The 18,969-nt window shown below is 52.3% G+C and carries 16 protein-coding genes; 11 read left to right on the top strand and 5 right to left on the bottom strand.

The window, feature by feature from the left end; translation table 11 throughout:
• Position 1 precedes the first annotated feature (1 nt).
• Positions 2–1,546, top strand: a complete 1,545-nt coding sequence (gene ilvA, locus OGX66_RS05330; protein ID WP_088903381.1) for a threonine ammonia-lyase, biosynthetic — start codon at positions 2–4, stop codon at positions 1,544–1,546.
• Between the two features lie 63 nt (positions 1,547–1,609).
• Here ilvA and fabV read toward each other — a convergent pair whose 3' ends face one another.
• Positions 1,610–2,803: an enoyl-ACP reductase FabV gene (gene fabV / locus OGX66_RS05325; RefSeq protein ID WP_003844612.1), complete on the bottom strand. Its 1,194-nt coding sequence runs from the start codon at positions 2,801–2,803 to the stop codon at positions 1,610–1,612.
• A gap of 172 nt (positions 2,804–2,975) precedes the next feature.
• Complete coding sequence (gene ilvY, locus OGX66_RS05320) at positions 2,976–3,878, bottom strand: HTH-type transcriptional activator IlvY (RefSeq protein WP_048220135.1); 903 nt, start codon at positions 3,876–3,878, stop codon at positions 2,976–2,978.
• Between the two features lie 164 nt (positions 3,879–4,042).
• Here ilvY and ilvC point away from each other — a divergent pair, with 164 nt between their 5' ends.
• Positions 4,043–5,518 carry a ketol-acid reductoisomerase gene (gene ilvC / locus OGX66_RS05315; RefSeq protein WP_003018001.1) on the top strand — a complete coding sequence of 492 codons (1,476 nt, stop codon included), beginning with the start codon at positions 4,043–4,045 and terminating at the stop codon, positions 5,516–5,518.
• Between the two features lie 119 nt (positions 5,519–5,637).
• Here the strand turns inward: ilvC and ppiC are convergent, their stop codons facing one another.
• Positions 5,638–5,919: a peptidylprolyl isomerase PpiC gene (gene ppiC, locus OGX66_RS05310; protein WP_003017999.1), complete on the bottom strand. Its 282-nt coding sequence runs from the start codon at positions 5,917–5,919 to the stop codon at positions 5,638–5,640.
• An 84-nt stretch (positions 5,920–6,003) separates the two neighbouring features.
• Here ppiC and rep point away from each other — a divergent pair, with 84 nt between their 5' ends.
• The gene (gene rep / locus OGX66_RS05305) at positions 6,004–8,025 is read left to right on the top strand and encodes a DNA helicase Rep (RefSeq protein ID WP_003829018.1); all 2,022 of its coding nucleotides are present in this window, start codon (positions 6,004–6,006) and stop codon (positions 8,023–8,025) included.
• 47 nt (positions 8,026–8,072) lie between these two features.
• On the opposite strand, the gene gppA is transcribed toward rep, so the two are convergent.
• Positions 8,073–9,554 carry a guanosine-5'-triphosphate,3'-diphosphate diphosphatase gene (gene gppA / locus OGX66_RS05300; RefSeq protein WP_003844615.1) on the bottom strand — a complete coding sequence of 494 codons (1,482 nt, stop codon included), beginning with the start codon at positions 9,552–9,554 and terminating at the stop codon, positions 8,073–8,075.
• A gap of 136 nt (positions 9,555–9,690) precedes the next feature.
• Positions 9,691–10,959 carry an ATP-dependent RNA helicase RhlB gene (rhlB, locus tag OGX66_RS05295; RefSeq protein WP_003017994.1) on the bottom strand — a complete coding sequence of 423 codons (1,269 nt, stop codon included), beginning with the start codon at positions 10,957–10,959 and terminating at the stop codon, positions 9,691–9,693.
• Between the two features lie 143 nt (positions 10,960–11,102).
• On the opposite strand from rhlB, the gene trxA reads away from it, so the two are divergent.
• From trxA to rffG, 8 genes are all read left to right on the top strand, one after another.
• The gene (gene trxA / locus OGX66_RS05290) at positions 11,103–11,432 is read left to right on the top strand and encodes a thioredoxin TrxA (RefSeq protein ID WP_001280776.1); all 330 of its coding nucleotides are present in this window, start codon (positions 11,103–11,105) and stop codon (positions 11,430–11,432) included.
• A gap of 130 nt (positions 11,433–11,562) precedes the next feature.
• Positions 11,563–11,682 (top strand): rho operon leader peptide, encoded by a 120-nt coding sequence (locus OGX66_RS05285; RefSeq protein WP_088903380.1) that lies wholly within the window; start codon positions 11,563–11,565, stop codon positions 11,680–11,682.
• An 87-nt stretch (positions 11,683–11,769) separates the two neighbouring features.
• On the top strand, positions 11,770–13,029 hold the full coding sequence (gene rho, locus OGX66_RS05280; RefSeq protein WP_002437993.1) for a transcription termination factor Rho: 1,260 nt from the start codon (positions 11,770–11,772) through the stop codon (positions 13,027–13,029).
• 238 nt (positions 13,030–13,267) lie between these two features.
• Entirely contained in the window at positions 13,268–14,371 is a 1,104-nt protein-coding gene (wecA, locus tag OGX66_RS05275; protein WP_003017991.1) for a UDP-N-acetylglucosamine--undecaprenyl-phosphate N-acetylglucosaminephosphotransferase, read from the top strand.
• Between the two features lie 12 nt (positions 14,372–14,383).
• Positions 14,384–15,430, top strand: coding sequence for an ECA polysaccharide chain length modulation protein (gene wzzE, locus OGX66_RS05270; protein ID WP_003829003.1), 1,047 nt, complete (start codon positions 14,384–14,386; stop codon positions 15,428–15,430).
• Positions 15,431–15,485: 55 nt separating this feature from the next.
• Positions 15,486–16,616 (top strand): non-hydrolyzing UDP-N-acetylglucosamine 2-epimerase, encoded by a 1,131-nt coding sequence (wecB, locus tag OGX66_RS05265; protein WP_003017984.1) that lies wholly within the window; start codon positions 15,486–15,488, stop codon positions 16,614–16,616.
• On the top strand, positions 16,613–17,875 hold the full coding sequence (gene wecC, locus OGX66_RS05260; protein ID WP_088902907.1) for a UDP-N-acetyl-D-mannosamine dehydrogenase: 1,263 nt from the start codon (positions 16,613–16,615) through the stop codon (positions 17,873–17,875). The genes wecB and wecC overlap by 4 nt, the downstream gene beginning before the upstream one ends.
• Positions 17,875–18,942, top strand: a complete 1,068-nt coding sequence (gene rffG, locus OGX66_RS05255; protein WP_057064541.1) for a dTDP-glucose 4,6-dehydratase — start codon at positions 17,875–17,877, stop codon at positions 18,940–18,942. The genes wecC and rffG overlap by 1 nt, the downstream gene beginning before the upstream one ends.
• Positions 18,943–18,969 lie beyond the last annotated feature (27 nt).

Genomic DNA, 18,969 nt, shown 5'->3' with positions numbered 1-18,969 from the left:
CATGGCGGATTCACAACCTCTATCCGGTGCTCCTGAAGGCGCTGAGTATCTCAGAGCGGTACTGCGTGCGCCGGTATACGAAGCGGCACAGGTAACGCCGCTACAGAAAATGGAAAAGCTCTCTTCGCGCCTCGATAACGTCATTCTGGTGAAGCGCGAAGACCGTCAACCCGTTCACAGCTTCAAGCTACGCGGTGCCTATGCCATGATGGCGGGCTTGACCGAAGAGCAAAAAGCGCATGGGGTCATCACTGCATCGGCGGGTAATCATGCTCAGGGTGTCGCGTTCTCTTCTGCGCGCTTAGGCGTGAAGGCGCTGATTGTCATGCCAACGGCTACCGCCGATATCAAAGTCGATGCCGTTCGCGGCTTCGGCGGAGAAGTGCTGTTGCACGGCGCGAATTTTGATGAAGCCAAAGCCAAAGCGATTGAACTGTCACAGCAGCAGGGTTTTACCTGGGTTCCACCGTTTGATCATCCGATGGTGATTGCCGGGCAGGGCACGCTGGCGCTGGAGCTGCTCCAGCAGGACGCTCATCTCGATCGCGTATTCGTGCCTGTTGGTGGTGGCGGATTAGCGGCAGGTGTTGCGGTGCTGATTAAACAGCTGATGCCGCAAATCAAAGTGATTGCCGTGGAAGCGGAAGATTCGGCCTGCCTGAAAGCAGCGCTGGATGCTGGTCATCCGGTGGATCTGCCGCGTGTGGGTCTCTTTGCCGAAGGTGTAGCGGTGAAACGTATTGGCGATGAAACCTTCCGTCTGTGCCAGGAATATCTCGACGATATTATCACTGTCGATAGCGATGCTATTTGTGCGGCAATGAAAGACCTGTTCGAGGATGTACGTGCGGTGGCTGAGCCTTCCGGGGCGCTGGCGCTGGCGGGGATGAAAAAATACATCGCCCAGCATAATATTCGCGGCGAGCGTCTGGCGCATGTTCTTTCCGGCGCTAACGTTAACTTCCACGGCTTGCGCTACGTTTCCGAACGTTGCGAGCTGGGGGAACAACGTGAAGCCCTGCTGGCGGTGACCATCCCGGAAGAGAAGGGAAGTTTCCTGAAGTTCTGCCAGCTTTTGGGTGGCCGTTCGGTAACGGAGTTTAACTACCGCTTTGCCGATGCGAAAGACGCCTGCATCTTCGTGGGCGTGCGGCTGAGCCGCGGCGTTGAGGAGCGTAAGGAAATCCTTAGCCTACTCAAAGATGGCGGTTACAGCGTGGTGGATCTGTCTGATGACGAGATGGCGAAGCTACACGTGCGCTATATGGTCGGTGGACGTCCGTCGAAACCCTTACAGGAACGTCTCTACAGCTTCGAATTTCCTGAATCACCAGGGGCGTTACTCAAATTCCTGCATACCCTGGGGACGCACTGGAATATTTCATTGTTCCACTATCGCAGTCACGGTACCGACTACGGCCGTGTACTGGCGGCGTTTGAGCTGGGCGATAACGAACCGGACTTCGAAACCCGGCTCAATGAACTGGGCTATGAGTGCCACGACGAGACGCATAACCCGGCGTTCAGGTTCTTCCTGGCGGGTTAACAACAGCCATTAAAAAAGGGTTCATGTAAAAACATGAACCCTTTTTGCTACTGTATCAGCAGATTACAGCGTGATAACGTCGAATTCGACTTCGGTATTCACGTCAGCGTCGTAGTCCACGCCGTCGAGACCAAAACCGAACAGGTTCAGGAATTCCTGCTTGTAGCCTGCATAATCGGTTTCTTGCGCCAGGTTTTCGGTTGTGATCAGCGGCCACAGGTCGCGACATGCTTGCTGAATGTCATCACGCAGTTCCCAGTCATCCATACGGATACGCTGGTTGTCATCAAGCGCCACTTTGTCACCGTACAGGCTGGTGGTCATCAGACGGTTGATTTGCTCGATACAACCTTCATGAATCCCCTGTGCTTTCATCAGCTTGAAGACCATGGAGATGTACAACGGCATCACTGGAATGGCGGAAGACGCCTGAGTGATAACGGACTTCAGTACGGCAACGTTCGCGGAACCGTTCAGCGGAGCCAGCTGGTTACGCAGTTCGCCCGCGGCGCGATCGAGATCTTCTTTCGCTTTGCCCAGCGCGCCGTGCCAGTAGATTGGCCAGGTCAGGTCGGTACCGATGTAGGAGTAGGCTACGGTTTTCACGCCGTCAGCCAGCACGCCCGCTTCGCTCAGCGCGCCCATCCACAGTTCCCAGTCTTCGCCGCCCATGACGGTGACGGTGTTCTGAACTTCTTCTTCGGTTGCCGGCTCAATGCTGGCGGTGATGATCTGATCTTTGTTGGTATCGATCGCTTTAGAGGTGTAAACCTCACCGATTGGCTTCAGCGCAGAACGGACGATTTCACCGGTTTTCGGCATTTTACGCACTGGGGAAGCCAGTGAGTAAACCACCAGGTCAATCTGACCCAGGTCTTCTTTTATCAGTTTGATCACTTCATCACGGCATTCGTCAGAGAACGCATCGCCGTTGATGCTTTTGGAGTACAGACCTTCACGCTTAGCTGCTTCATCGAAGGCGGCAGAGTTATACCAGCCTGCGGAACCCGGTTTGGTATCCGTGCCCGGTTTTTCGAAAAATACGCCGATAGTGGCGGCTCCGCTGCCAAAGGCGGCAGAAATTCTGGAAGCCAGACCGTAACCGGTGGAAGCACCGATCACCAGCACGCGGGACGGGCCGTTCTCGATTTTCCCGTTCTGCTTAACATACTCGATCTGCTTTTCCACGTTGACTTTGCAGCCAGTCGGATGGGTCGTTGTACAGATGAATCCACGAATTTTTGGTTTGATTATCATAATGATGGCTAATTAAGTTTGTATTTTCGCTGTCAAGTGCGCAATGACACCGTCTGTTCTGGCCTGCTTAACGCGATGGTTAACAAGCCCCCCACTACAATGGATCACGACATTATACAGAAAAGGAGCGCCAATACTGAATCTACCACTGATTTTAGGCCTGACGCTGGCGCTACTCGGCAGATTTACGTTCCAGAACAATCTTCCAGAACGCGTCGATCAGCGGTTCATGCAGCCGCTTTTTCGGCGCGCAGACGCCGAGCTCGAACGGCATTTTCTCGTCGCTGCGTTCTAAAATCATCACGCGGTTACGTACCGGCTCTGGGCTGTTTTCCAGCACCACTTCCGGCAGCAGCGCCACGCCGCAGCCCAGCGCCACCATTGAGACCATCGCTTCATGACCGCCTACCGTAGCGTAAATCGATGGGTTGCTGATTTTGTGACGGCGGAACCACAGCTCAATGCGGCGGCGGACCGGCCCCTGGTCGGCCATGATAAACGGCACCGTCGACCAGTCGGGTTTCTCGACGGAAACCTGATTACGCACCGGGCAGGGCAGCGCCGGGGCGATCAGCACCACCGTCAGATTCTCCAGCATCGAGAACGCTACCGCGCCGGGCAGTGTCTCGGGCTTACCGGCAATCGCCAGATCGGCTTCACCAGTGACCACTTTGTCCATCGCATCGGCGGCATCGCCGGTGGTGAGCTTGATTTCAACCGACGGGTGTTCAGCGCGGAAGCGATCAAGTATCGGTGGCAGGTGGCTGTACGCGGCGGTGACGGAGCAGAAGATATGTAACTCGCCTGACAGTGACGGTCCTTGCTGATCGAGGGTGTGGCGCAACTGCTGGTATTGCAGCAGCGTCTGCTGGGCGAATACGCGCAGCTCTTCGCCCGCTTCGGTCAGCGTGACCGTACGGTTATCGCGCACAAACAGCGGCTGGCCGAGATCTTCTTCCAGGCGCTGAATCTGGCGCGAAAGCGTGGAGGGGCTGACGTGCATTGCCCGTGCGCTGCGGCCAAAGTGGCGACTTTCAGCCAAATGCAGGAACATTTTCAGATCGCGTAAATCCACAGACGAGCCTCCGATTTTCTACGTTGCATAAATTGCAACGTGATGTTGTGAATATATCAATTTCCGCAATAAATTTCCTGTTGTAATGTGGATTCAATCTCGCAAATACAAATCTGCGAACCGAATAATAAGCACCACAACACAACATCACGGAGTACACCATCATGGCTAACTACTTTAATACACTGAACCTGCGCCAGCAGCTGGCACAGCTGGGTAAATGTCGCTTTATGGGCCGCGACGAATTCGCCGATGGTGCGAGCTACCTTCAGGGTAAAAAAGTGGTCATCGTCGGCTGTGGCGCTCAGGGTCTGAACCAGGGCCTGAACATGCGTGACTCCGGTCTGGATATCTCCTACGCACTGCGTAAAGAAGCCATTGCTGAGAAGCGTGCTTCCTGGCGTAAAGCGACCGAAAACGGCTTCAAAGTGGGTACCTACGAAGAGCTGATCCCGCAGGCTGACCTGGTGGTTAACCTGACGCCAGACAAGCAGCACTCCGACGTTGTACGTTCGGTACAACCGCTGATGAAAGATGGCGCGGCGCTGGGCTATTCACACGGCTTCAACATCGTCGAAGTGGGCGAGCAGATCCGTAAAGACATCACCGTTGTGATGGTGGCACCGAAGTGCCCGGGTACTGAAGTTCGTGAAGAGTACAAACGTGGCTTCGGTGTACCGACCCTGATCGCCGTTCACCCGGAAAACGATCCGAAAGGCGAAGGTATGGCGATTGCTAAAGCCTGGGCTGCGGCCACCGGCGGTCACCGTGCGGGCGTGCTGGAGTCCTCCTTCGTTGCGGAAGTGAAATCTGATCTGATGGGTGAGCAGACTATCCTGTGCGGTATGCTGCAAGCCGGTTCTCTGCTGTGCTTCGATAAGCTGGTGGAAGAAGGTACTGACCCGGCATATGCTGAAAAACTGATTCAGTTCGGCTGGGAAACCATCACCGAAGCGCTGAAGCAGGGCGGCATCACCCTGATGATGGACCGTCTGTCTAACCCGGCGAAACTGCGTGCTTATGCGCTGTCCGAACAGCTGAAAGAGATTATGGCGCCGCTGTTCCAGAAACACATGGACGACATCATTTCCGGCGAATTCTCTTCCGGCATGATGGCTGACTGGGCTAACGACGATAAGAAACTGCTGACCTGGCGTGAAGAGACCGGTAAAACCGCGTTCGAAACCGCCCCGCAGTTTGAAGGTAAAATCGGTGAGCAGGAGTACTTCGATAAAGGCGTTCTGATGATTGCGATGGTGAAAGCGGGCGTTGAGCTGGCGTTCGAAACCATGGTGGATTCCGGCATCATCGAAGAATCTGCGTACTACGAATCACTGCACGAGCTGCCGCTGATCGCGAATACCATCGCCCGTAAGCGTCTGTACGAAATGAACGTGGTTATCTCCGATACCGCAGAATACGGCAACTACCTGTTCTCTTACGCTTGCGTACCGCTGCTGAAAGAGTTCATGACCACCCTGCAGACCGGCGACCTGGGCAAAGCGATTGCCGAAGGTGCGGTAGACAACGCGCAGCTGCGCGACGTGAACGAAGCAATCCGTAGCCACGCTATCGAGCAGGTTGGTAAGAAACTGCGCGGTTACATGACCGATATGAAACGCATTGCCGTTGCTGGCTAAATAGGATGTCGGGTGGCGCTTGCGCTTACCCGACCTACGCACAGCAGATGTAAGCCGGATAAGGCGTAGCCGCCATCCGGCAAAAAAATCCCGGTGCCTGAACGCTCCGGGATTTTTTATTAGTTACGGTACAGTACTTTAATGATGTGGTAACCAAACTGAGTGTGCAGCGGGCCGGTTGGCTCCAGCACTGGGCAGGAAAAGACCACTTTGTCGAACGCCGGAACCATCTGGCCCTGACGGAATTCACCTAAATCACCGCCGCGTTTGCCTGATGGACAGATAGAGTGTTTCTTCGCCAATTTGCCGAAGTCGGCGCCGTTTTTAATCTGTTCCAGAAGATCCAGTGCCAGTTTCTCTTCTTTAACAAGGATATGCACTGCTGCTGCTGTTTTTGCCATGATCGTGCCTTGAGTGGGGTGGTTAAGGCTGGCTATACTACCACGCTGTTATTCTCCCCTCCCGACTTTCATGAGTGACCCTTTATGCGTTTGAACCCCGGACAACAACAAGCCGTCGAATTCGTCACCGGACCTTGCCTGGTGCTGGCGGGAGCGGGTTCCGGCAAGACGCGTGTTATCACCAACAAAATCGCCCATCTGATCCGTGAATGTGGTTATCAGGCACGCCATATTGCGGCCGTGACCTTTACCAATAAGGCTGCGCGCGAGATGAAAGAGCGCGTGGCGCAAACGCTGGGTCGTAAAGAGGCGCGTGGGTTGATGATCTCCACCTTCCACACCCTGGGACTGGATATCATTAAGCGTGAATATGCGGCGCTGGGGATGAAGTCGAACTTCTCGTTATTTGACGATACCGATCAGGTGGCCTTGCTCAAGGAACTGACCGAAGGGCTAATCGAAGACGATAAGCTTATCCTCCAGCAGTTGATCTCGACGATCTCCAACTGGAAAAACGATCTGATGACTCCGGCACAGGCGGCAGCCAGCGCCAAGGGCGAGCGCGATCGTATTTTTGCCCACTGCTATGGTCTGTATGACGCGCATATGAAGGCGTGTAACGTCCTCGATTTTGACGATCTGATCCTGCTTCCCACGCTGCTGCTACAGCGCAATGAAGAAGTGCGTGAGCGCTGGCAAAACAGAATCCGCTACCTGCTGGTGGATGAATATCAGGATACCAACACCAGCCAGTACGAGCTGGTGAAGTTGCTGGTAGGTAAACGCGCGCGCTTTACCGTCGTGGGTGATGACGATCAGTCGATCTACTCCTGGCGCGGCGCCCGTCCACAGAACCTGGTACTGTTAAGCAAAGATTTTCCGGCTTTGCAGGTGGTGAAGCTGGAGCAAAACTACCGTTCATCAGGTCGCATCCTGAAGGCGGCGAACATCCTTATTGCGAACAATCCACACGTCTTTGAAAAGCGACTCTTTTCCGAGTTGGGTTACGGTGCTGAACTGAAGGTGCTGAGTGCCAATAATGAAGAGCACGAAGCGGAACGCGTGACCGGGGAATTAATAGCCCATCATTTTGTGAACAAGACGCAATATAAAGACTACGCCATCCTGTATCGCGGTAATCATCAGTCGCGCGTGTTCGAAAAGTTTCTAATGCAGAACCGTATCCCGTACAAAATTTCCGGCGGAACGTCGTTCTTCTCGCGTCCGGAGATTAAAGATCTGCTGGCCTACCTGCGCGTGCTGAGCAACCCGGATGACGATAGCGCATTTTTGCGTATCGTAAATACGCCAAAACGTGAAATCGGCCCGGCCACGCTGCAAAAGTTGGGGGAATGGGCGATGACACGTAATAAAAGCCTGTTTACCGCCAGCTTTGATATGGGGCTTAGCCAGACACTGACCGGGCGCGGGTATGATTCTCTGACTCGCTTTACGCACTGGCTGGGGGAAATTCAGCGTCTGGCGGAGCGTGAGCCGGTTGCCGCTGTGCGCGATCTTATCCACGGTATTGATTACGAATCCTGGCTGTATGAAACCTCGCCGAGCCCGAAAGCGGCTGAAATGCGTATGAAAAACGTCAATACGCTGTTCAGTTGGATGACGGAGATGCTGGAAGGCAGTGAGCTGGAAGAGCCAATGACCCTGACCCAGGTTGTTACCCGCTTTACCCTACGCGACATGATGGAACGTGGAGAGAGTGAAGAAGAGCTGGATCAGGTGCAATTGATGACACTGCATGCCTCAAAAGGGCTGGAGTTCCCATACGTGTTTATGGTGGGAATGGAAGAAGGATTTTTGCCGCACCAGAGCAGTATCGATGAAGACAATATCGACGAAGAACGTCGTCTGGCTTATGTAGGGATTACGCGTGCACAAAAAGAGCTCATCTTCACGCTATGTAAAGAGCGTCGTCAGTACGGTGAGCTGGTGCGTCCGGAACCGAGTCGTTTCCTTCTGGAGCTGCCACAGGATGACGTTATCTGGGAGCAAGAGCGAAAAGTGGTGAGCGCAGAGGAGCGGATGCAAAAAGGGCAGGCCAGCATCGCTAATATTCGGGCAATGATGGCGAAAGCTAAAGCGAAGTAGGTATTTTATGGGCCGGATATGTGTAAGCACTATCCGGCAACCAACATCTAACGCACTTCCAGTGGCCAGTGGACATAGCTTTGCCACTGGCTTTCCTGATCGATTAACTCTTTACCCAGCGGATGATGTTCCAGCCAGCCTTCTGGTAGAGTGACCGTCAGGTGCTCGTTTCTTGCATCCAGTTGAATTTCTGGCACAAGATCGTCACGGCGACGACTGGCGAAAATGATCGCCAGGCGTAGCAAACGACAAAGATGCTCCGCGATGCGCGGTGGCACTGCGTTTTGCTGGTGGAGCGAAGAGAGATCGACGGGATTGGTCTGGTTGAGTAACAGCGTCGCTAGCAGTTTCTTTTGCGCAGGTGTAAAACCCGGAAGATCGAGATTGCGCACCAGATAAGCGGCATGCTGTGGTGCCTGTTTAAAATCAACGCTTAGGCCAATTTCATGCAGCTGACAGGCACTAATCAGTAGTTCGCGGCTAATCGGTTCAAGATGCCACTTTTTTTCAACCTGATCGAGAAATTTAGTCGCTAAATTGGCAACACGATGTGCTTGCTCTGTATCGACCATAAAGCGGCGCTGGATATTGCGTAATGTGCGGCTACGAATATCCTGATCCACCGCCAGATGCAGCATACCGTAGACCAGACCTTCACGTAATGCGCCGCCGGCCAGGGTCATGCATTGAATGTTCAGTTCGGTGAAAATAGCAATCAGAATGGCCAGCCCGCTGGGGAAAACCAGCGCACGTTCCAGCGTTAACCCTTCGATTTCGAGCTCTTCCAGACGACCGCAGTGAATGGCACGCTGCTTAAGCTGCTGAAGTTTGGCCAGCGTAATGCGCTCATCCATGCCCTGCGCCATCATGATTTCCTGCAACGCCTGGACGGTGCCAGAGGCACCAACGCAAACTTTCCAGCCATGAAAACGCAGTTTGTCGGCGACCGGGCGCAGAACTTCGCGAGCGGCTTTCTCGGCCTCGTCAAAGTTTTCCTGTGCCAGATTACGATCGGTAAAATAGCGTTCGAGCCAGGTGACGCAGCCCATTGACAGGCTGAACAGGGAAGTGGTTTGCGCGCCAGAACCGGTAACCAACTCTGTGCTGGCCCCGCCAATGTCGACGACCAGACGCTGATCTGCGCCGCCGGTAGTGTGGGCCACACCTTGATAAATCAGGCGCGCTTCTTCTTCACCGCTAATCACCTGGACAGGGCAGCCGAGGATCTCTTGCGCTTTAGCAATAAACACATCGGCATTTACGGCGATGCGTAATGTTGCCGTGGCGACCACGCGGATTTGTGGATGCGGAATATCCTGCAGACGTTCTGCAAACAGGCGCAAACATTGCCAGCCGCGCTCCATCGCTTCAACAGAGAGCTCGTTGTCACCGTTGAGTCCAGCAGCCAGACGCACTTTGCGTTTGATACGAGTGAGCGTCTGGATGCTTCCTGCCACCTCGCGTACAACCAGCATATGAAAACTATTTGAGCCGAGATCGATTGCCGCATACAGCGAAGTAGAATTCATACACTTCATCCTTCAACCTGTATCTGTATTGGCTGCGTTCTCTCACCCGAATCACTTACTAAAGTAGGTTCATCGGGATTCGTTTTCTTGCCGCCTTGATACAGGCTGAATGATTTTGTGTATGGCATAACGTTTCTTAACCTGAACGACGACGATTACGCGGAGCACCACCGGTACGGCGTGGGCCATTGCCTGTGCGCGGACGCGTTAAGCGCAACGGCTTCGGCAGGTCGGTCATCAGCGCATCCGGGTTATATTTGCTGACCGGAATCGAGTGGCCGATATAGGTCTCGATTGCGGGTAAATTCAGCGCGTACTCTTCACAAGCGAGGCTGATAGAGTGACCGCTTGCGCCAGCACGACCGGTACGACCGATACGGTGAACGTAATCTTCACAGTCATCCGGCAGGTCATAGTTAAATACGTGCGTTACGGCTGGGATATGCAGACCACGTGCAGCAACATCCGTCGCAACGAGAATGTCGATATCGCCACGGGTGAATTCATCAAGGATTCGCAGACGTTTTTTCTGCGCCACGTCACCGGTCAGCAGACCGACACGATGACCGTCTGCAGCAAGGCTGCCCCAGATATCTTCACAACGATGCTTGGTGTTAGCAAAAACAATGGCGCGATCTGGCCACTCTTCTTCAATCAGCGTTTGCAGCAAACGCATTTTCTCTTCGTTGGAGGGGTAGAAGAGCTCTTCTTTAATGCGATGGCCAGTTTTCTGTTCCGGTTCGACTTCAACGTACTCAGCGTTATTCATTTGTTCGAACGCCAGTTCGCGAACGCGGTAAGAGAGGGTTGCAGAAAACAGCATATTCAGACGTTGGGTGGTTGGCGGCATACGACGGAATAGCCAACGGATATCTTTAATAAAGCCCAGATCGTACATACGATCGGCTTCATCCAGCACCACGACCTGAATCGCGCCCAGATTTATGTGGTTCTGTTTTGCATAGTCGATGAGACGACCGGTCGTGCCGATAAGAATATCGACGCCGCTTTCCAGCACTTTCAGCTGTTTATCGTAACCGTCGCCGCCATACGCCAGGCCTAATTTCAGACCAGTGGTCTGTGCCAGCGGCTCGGCATCGGCGTGGATCTGCACGGCTAACTCACGCGTTGGCGCCATAATTAACGCACGCGGTTGGTTCACCTTGCGATCGGCAATCGCGGGATGAGAGAGAAGATAATGAAACGTTGACGTCAGGAACGCCATCGTTTTTCCGGTACCGGTTTGCGCCTGCCCGGCAACATCACGACCAGCCAGCGTTAGCGGCAGCGCGAGGGCCTGAATGGGCGTACAGTTATGAAAGCCTTTGTTTTCAAGGGCTTCGATCACCTTTGGGTGCAGGGCGAAGTCGGAAAACTTCTGTTCTGTTAAATGTGTTTTGCTCATAGTGTGGTAGAATATCAGCTTACTATTGCTTTACGAAAGCGTATCCGGTGAAATAAAGTCAACCTTTAGTTGGTTAATGCTACATCAACACGTCGTTGATTAATGCTACACCAATGCACCAGGCTTATTCCTGTGGAGTTATTATGAGCGATAAAATTATTCACCTGACTGACGACAGTTTTGACACGGATGTACTCAAAGCGGACGGAGCAATCCTCGTTGATTTCTGGGCAGAGTGGTGCGGTCCGTGCAAAATGATCGCTCCGATTCTGGATGAAATCGCTGACGAATATCAGGGCAAACTGACGGTTGCTAAATTGAACATTGACCAAAACCCAGGCACCGCGCCGAAGTATGGTATCCGTGGCATCCCGACCCTGTTGCTGTTTAAAAACGGCGAAGTTGCGGCGACAAAAGTCGGCGCGCTGTCCAAAGGTCAGTTGAAAGAATTCCTCGACGCTAATTTAGCGTAAGGAAGTCTCATGATCGGGCGACCATACTTCGAAATGATTCGGATGACTGGACGCCCGACTTGAGTCGTGCTAAGTTAGTGTTGACTTCGTATTAAACATACCTTATTAAGTTTGAATCTAGTTATATCCAATACTTCCCGTTGTTTCTCGCACGAGAAGTGGACAGATTCCTGGCTTGTCACTCAATCCGTCTTGTCGTTTCAGTTCTGCGTACTTTCCTGTGACCAGACAGCGAACAGACATGAGTTGATGGCCGTAAACAGGCATGGATGACCCTGCCATACCATTCACAACATTAAGTTCGAGATTTACCCCAAGTTTAAGAACTCACACCATTATGAATCTTACCGAATTAAAGAATACGCCGGTTTCTGAGCTGATCACTCTCGGCGAAAATATGGGCCTTGAAAACCTGGCTCGTATGCGCAAGCAGGACATTATTTTTGCCATCCTGAAGCAGCACGCAAAGAGTGGCGAAGATATCTTTGGTGACGGTGTGCTGGAGATATTGCAGGATGGATTTGGTTTCCTCCGCTCTGCAGACAGCTCCTACCTCGCCGGTCCTGATGACATCTACGTTTCTCCCAGCCAAATCCGCCGTTTCAACCTCCGCACTGGTGATACCATTTCTGGTAAGATTCGCCCGCCGAAAGAAGGTGAACGCTACTTTGCGCTGTTGAAAGTTAACGAAGTTAACTACGACAAACCAGAAAACGCCCGTAACAAAATCCTCTTTGAGAACTTAACGCCGCTGCACGCAAACTCTCGTCTGCGTATGGAGCGTGGTAACGGTTCTACTGAAGATTTAACGGCTCGTGTACTGGATTTGGCATCGCCGATCGGTCGTGGCCAACGTGGTCTGATTGTTGCTCCGCCGAAAGCGGGTAAAACCATGCTGCTGCAGAACATCGCGCAGAGCATTGCATACAATCATCCTGACTGCGTGTTGATGGTGCTGCTGATTGACGAACGTCCGGAAGAAGTTACCGAGATGCAGCGTCTGGTGAAAGGTGAAGTGGTTGCGTCTACCTTTGACGAACCTGCCTCCCGCCACGTTCAGGTTGCGGAAATGGTTATCGAGAAGGCGAAACGTCTGGTTGAACACAAGAAAGACGTTATCATTCTGCTTGACTCCATCACTCGTCTGGCACGTGCATATAACACCGTGGTTCCTGCTTCCGGAAAAGTACTGACCGGTGGTGTGGACGCCAACGCCCTGCATCGTCCGAAGCGTTTCTTTGGTGCTGCACGTAACGTGGAAGAGGGCGGTAGCCTGACCATCATCGCGACTGCGCTGATTGATACCGGCTCTAAAATGGATGAAGTTATCTACGAAGAGTTTAAAGGTACCGGCAACATGGAACTGCATCTCTCCCGTAAGATTGCTGAAAAACGCGTCTTCCCGGCTATCGACTACAACCGTTCCGGTACCCGTAAAGAAGAGCTGCTCACTACCCAGGAAGAGCTGCAGAAAATGTGGATCCTGCGCAAAATCATCCATCCTATGGGTGAAATCGACGCAATGGAATTCCTCATTAACAAGCTGGCGATGACCAAGACCAATGACGACTTCTTCGATATGATGAAGCGTTCCTGATTCAGGCATCATCTGAAAACGCCACGTTTTTACGTGGCGTTTTGCTTTTGTGGATGTAATCTTAACGACACAATAATAATAATCCGGTATGACATACCGCCTGGTGACGAAGGGTTGTAATTCGTATTTTGTGGTTAATAATCATACAGAACCACCTGATATGGAATCGGGTTTCTCTTCTGAATAATCGCCTGGATGGTTATACTTCATATATTGATATTCTCTGAGAGTATGTATAGTGAATTTACTGACAGCAAGTACTGATCTCATCAGTATTTTTTTATTCACAACGCTGTTTCTTTTCTTTGCCCGCAAGGTCGCGAAAAAGATTGGATTGGTGGATAAACCCAACTTCCGCAAACGTCATCAGGGACTGATTCCGCTGGTTGGGGGGATTTCGGTTTACGCAGGCATTTGCTTCACCTTCCTCATCGCCGATTATTATATCCCGCATGCGACTCTCTACCTGGCTTGTGCCGGTGTACTGGTGTTTATTGGTGCGCTGGACGACCGCTTTGATATCAGTGTAAAAATCCGCGCGACCATCCAGGCCCTTATTGGCATCATTATGATGTCAGTGGGCAAACTCTATCTGCTAAGCCTTGGCTATATTTTCGGCCCCTGGGAGATGGTGCTCGGTCCTTTTGGTTATTTCCTGACCCTGTTTGCCGTTTGGGCGGCGATTAACGCCTTCAATATGGTCGATGGGATCGATGGTCTGCTCGGTGGGCTATCCAGCGTCTCATTCGCCGCGATGGGGCTTATTCTGTGGTTCGATGGCCAGACAAGCCTGGCAATCTGGTGTTTTGCCATGATCGCCGCCATTCTGCCTTACATCCTGCTGAACCTGGGGATTCTCGGACGCCGCTATAAAGTCTTTATGGGGGATGCGGGAAGTACGTTGATTGGCTTCACGGTGATTTGGATTCTGCTGGAGACTACCCAGGGGCCAACGCATCCTATTAGCCCGGTCACGGCTCTGTGGATTATTGCCATTCCTTTAATGGATATGGTGGCAATTATGTATCGCCGTTTACGTAAAGGCATGAGTCCTTTCTCCCCGGATCGCCAACATATTCACCATTTAATCATGCGCGCCGGGTTTACTTCCCGACAGGCTTTTGTCCTGATTACGCTGGCTGCTGCGATCTTGGCTTCTATCGGCGTGTTGGCTGAATATTCTCGTATTGTCCCGGAATGGGTGATGTTGGTGCTCTTTTTACTGGCGTTTGTCCTGTACGACATCTGTATAAAACGCGCCTGGAAGGTGGCGAGATTTATCAAACGCTGGAAGCGCAAGTTGCGTAGAAACCGTGACAGTAAACCAAACTTAACCAAATAAATTGAGGGTACGATGACACAACCATTACCGGGGGAACATGCCATGAGCGCTGAAAATGAACTGGACATCCGTGGGTTGTTTCGTACTTTGTGGACAGGGAAGGTGTGGATCGTCGGTATGGCTCTCGCCTTCGCGTTAGTCGCTCTCGCCTATACGTTTTTTGCTCGTCAGGAGTGGAGCGCAACGGCGATTTCAGACAGGCCAACGGTTAATATGTTGGGCGGCTATTACTCTCAGCAGCAGTTCTTACGTAACCTGGACATCAAGGCCAGTCTTGCATCAGCGGATCAGCCGTCAGTGATGGATGAAGCCTATAAAGAATTCATCATGCAACTTGCTTCCTGGGATACGCGTCGTGAATTCTGGCAGCAGACTGATTATTACAAGCAACGTATGGTGGGTAACAGCAAAGCCGATGCGGCGATGCTGGATGAACTGATCAATAACATTCAGTTTATGCCTGGCGATGCGGTTCGTAATACCAATGACAGCGTGAAGCTGATTGCCGAGACGGCACCTGATGCCAACAATCTATTGCGTCAGTACGTGGCGTTTGCCAGTCAGCGTGCTGCGCGTCATCTGAATGATGAGCTGAAGGGCGCCTGGGCTGCACGCACTGTGCAGATGAAGGCGCAGGTTAAACGCCAGGAAGAAGTGGCGAAATCGATCTTCTCCCGCCGTGTTCACAACATTGAGCAGGCACTCAAAATTGCTGAACAGCATAATATTTCGCGTACTTCCACTGACGTTCCGGCTGAAGAATTGCCGGATTCTGAACTGTTTTTGCTTGGACGTCCTATGCTGCAGGCGCGCCTCGAAAACCTGCAATCTGTTGGTCCCGATTTCGATCTGGACTACTTCCAAAACCGAGCCATGCTTAACACACTGAACGTTGGGCCAACTCTGGATCCGCGTTTTCAGACCTATCGTTATTTGCGTACGCCGGAAGAACCGGTAAAACGTGACAGCCCTCGTCGTGCTTTCCTGATGATTATGTGGGGCATCGTTGGGGCTCTGATCGGTGCTGGTGTCGCGTTAACCCGCCGCCGCACGATTTAGCAATATCGTTGCATTGAGGGGCTGGGCCCTCACTGCCAATCCGAAGAGAATCGATGTGAAAGTACTGACTGTATTTGGCACGCGACCGGAGGCCATAAAAATGGCACCTCTGGTTCATGCGTTGGCAAAAGATCCTGATTTTGATGCAAAAGTTTGCGTCACGGCGCAGCATCGGGAGATGCTCGATCAGGTGTTGAACCTCTTTTCCATTGTACCTGACTACGATCTCAACATTATGCAGCCAGGTCAGGGACTAACAGAAATTACCTGCCGAATACTGGAAGGATTAAAGCCAATTCTGGCTGATTTTAAACCTGATGTGGTGTTGGTTCATGGTGATACCACAACCACCATTGCCACGAGTTTGGCTGCGTTCTATCAGCGCATCCCGGTGGGGCATGTAGAGGCTGGTTTACGTACTGGTGATCTATACTCTCCCTGGCCGGAAGAGGCGAACCGTACGCTGACCGGGCGTCTGGCTATGTATCATTTTGCGCCAACAGAAAACTCGCGCCAAAATTTGTTACGGGAAGCTATTCCCGAAAATCGTATTTTCGTCACAGGCAATACGGTGATTGATGCGTTGATCTGGGTTCGCGACCGTGTACTGGCGAACGATGAATTGCGTGCTGAATTAGCAGAGCATTATCCTTTCCTGAGCTCGGATAAAAAGATGATACTGGTGACCGGTCATCGTCGTGAAAGCTTCGGTCGCGGTTTTGAACGCATATGCCACGCGCTGGCGGAAATTGCTGCGGCTAATCAGAACGTACAGATTGTCTATCCGGTGCACCTGAATCCTAACGTTAGCGAACCGGTTAATCGCATTCTGGGTCACGTTGAAAACGTCATCCTGATTGAACCGCAGGATTACATGCCGTTTGTCTGGCTGATGAATCATGCCTGGCTGATCCTGACCGACTCCGGTGGGATTCAGGAAGAAGCCCCATCTTTGGGGAAACCGGTACTGGTGATGCGCGAAACGACGGAACGTCCGGAAGCGATTACTGCAGGTACAGTACGTCTGGTAGGGACAGACCCGCAGCGTATTGTCGAAGAAGTCACGCGTTTGCTGCATGACGATAATGAATATCAGACCATGAGCCGCGCCCATAATCCGTATGGTGACGGGCAGGCATGTGGCCGCATTTTACACGCGTTAAAAAATAATCGGATATCGCTATGAGTTTTACGACCATTTCTGTCATTGGGCTGGGTTATATCGGACTGCCGACGGCGGCTGCCTTTGCTTCCCGTCAAAAGCATGTGATTGGCGTAGATGTAAATCAACACGCGGTGGATACCATTAATCGCGGTGAAATTCATATCGTTGAGCCAGATTTGGGCGCCGTAGTGAAAACGGCGGTCGAAAATGGATTTCTGCGTGCGACCACAACCCCTGTAGATGCGGATGCCTTTCTGATTGCTGTGCCTACTCCGTTTAAGGGGGAGCACGAACCCGATATGGTCTACGTTGAAGCCGCAGCCAAGTCTCTTGCACCGGTGTTGAAAAAAGGCGCGTTGGTGATCCTTGAATCGACGTCGCCTGTCGGGGCTACCGAACAGATGGCCACATGGCTGGCTGAAATGCGTCCTGATTTGACTTTCCCGCAGCAGGTCGGTGAACAGGCTGACGTTAACATTGCTTATTGTCCAGAACGTGTGCTGCCAGGTCAGGTGATGGTTGAACTGATTAAAAACGACCGCGTGATTGGGGGCATGACCCCAGTCTGTTCCGCACGCGCCAGTGAGCTGTACAACATCTTCCTTGAAGGGGAATGTGTCGTGACCAACGCGCGCACAGCGGAAATGTGCAAGCTGACTGAAAATAGCTTCCGCGACGTCAATATCGCCTTCGCTAATGAGTTGTCGCTGATTTGCGCCGATCAGGGGATCAACGTCTGGGAACTGATTCGCCTGGCAAATCGCCATCCGCGCGTGAATATTTTGCAGCCGGGTCCGGGTGTTGGCGGGCACTGTATCGCAGTTGATCCGTGGTTTATCGTGGCGCAGAACCCGCAACAGGCTAAATTGATCCGTACCGCGCGTGAGGTAAACGACGGTAAGCCTCATTGGGTGGTCGATCGGGTAAAAGCTGCCGTGGCCGACTGTCTGGCGGATACCAATAAACGGGCCAGCGAAGTGAAAATTGCCTGTTTTGGTCTGGCATTTAAACCGAATATTGATGATTTACGTGAAAGCCCGGCGATGGGAATTGCGCAAAGTATCGCGCATTGGCACAAAGGCGAAACATTGGTGGTGGAACCGAATATCTATCAACTGCCGAAAAAACTGGACGGTCTGTGCCAACTGGCAACGCTGGGCGATGCCCTGGAAAGCGCCGATGTACTGGTCTTGCTGGTCGACCACAATGAATTTAAAGCCATTAAAGGCGATGCGGTTCACCAGCAATATGTCGTTGATACCAAAGGGGTCTGGCGCTAATGAAACGAATTCTGGTTACCGGTGGAGCTGGATTCATCGGATCTGCGGTTGTTCGGCATATCATTCAGGAGACTCAGGATGCGGTAGTTGTGGTCGATAAGCTGACCTATGCTGGAAACCTGATGTCGCTGGAGTCGGTTGCACAGAATCCTCGTTTTGCTTTTGAGAAAGTCGATATCTGCGATCGAGCTTCGCTTGACAGGGTGTTTCAACACTATCAACCGGACTGCGTGATGCATCTGGCGGCAGAAAGCCACGTCGATCGCTCCATTGATGGTCCGGCCGCCTTTATCGAAACTAACATTGTGGGAACCTACACGCTGTTGGAAGCGGCGCGTGCTTACTGGAGTTATTTAACCAGCGAGAAAAAATCAGCGTTTCGTTTCCACCATATCTCGACTGACGAGGTGTATGGCGACCTGGAGTCTACGGATGATTTCTTCACCGAAACCACACCGTATGCGCCGAGCAGCCCTTATTCCGCGTCGAAAGCCAGCAGCGATCATCTTGTCCGTGCCTGGCTACGTACCTACGGTCTGCCAACACTGATAACCAACTGTTCTAACAACTATGGTCCGTACCATTTCCCGGAAAAACTGATTCCGCTGATGATCCTTAATGCATTGGCGGGAAAAGCGTTACCGGTATACGGCAATGGACAACAGATCCGTGACTGGTTGTATGTAGAAGATCACGCAAGGGCGCTCTATTGTGTGGTGAAAGCGGGCGCGGTGGGAGAAACTTATAATATTGGTGGCCATAACGAGCGTAAAAACCTGGAGGTTGTCGAAACAGTTTGCAGCCTGTTGGAAGAGCTGGCACCGCAAAAGCCGCAGGGTATCGCGCAGTACCGCGACTTGATCGCTTTTGTGGACGATCGCCCGGGTCATGACTTGCGTTATGCCATTGACGCGTCGAAAATTGCGCGTGAACTAGGCTGGATGCCGAAAGAAACGTTTGAAAGCGGAATGCGCAAAACCGTGCAGTGGTATCTGGCTAATCAGGCATGGTGGAAACCCGTGCAGGACGGCAGTTACCAGGGCGAACGTTTAGGTCTGAAGGGCTAACAGCCTGGTTTTGGCTCCCGGAGGAGA

This window comes from Citrobacter sp. Cf072, assembly GCF_030334485.1.
GTDB classification, from domain to species: Bacteria; Pseudomonadota; Gammaproteobacteria; order Enterobacterales; family Enterobacteriaceae; genus Citrobacter; species Citrobacter freundii.
The sequence above is the reverse complement of the archived record's forward strand: the minus strand, read 5'-3'. Positions and strand labels throughout refer to the sequence as shown.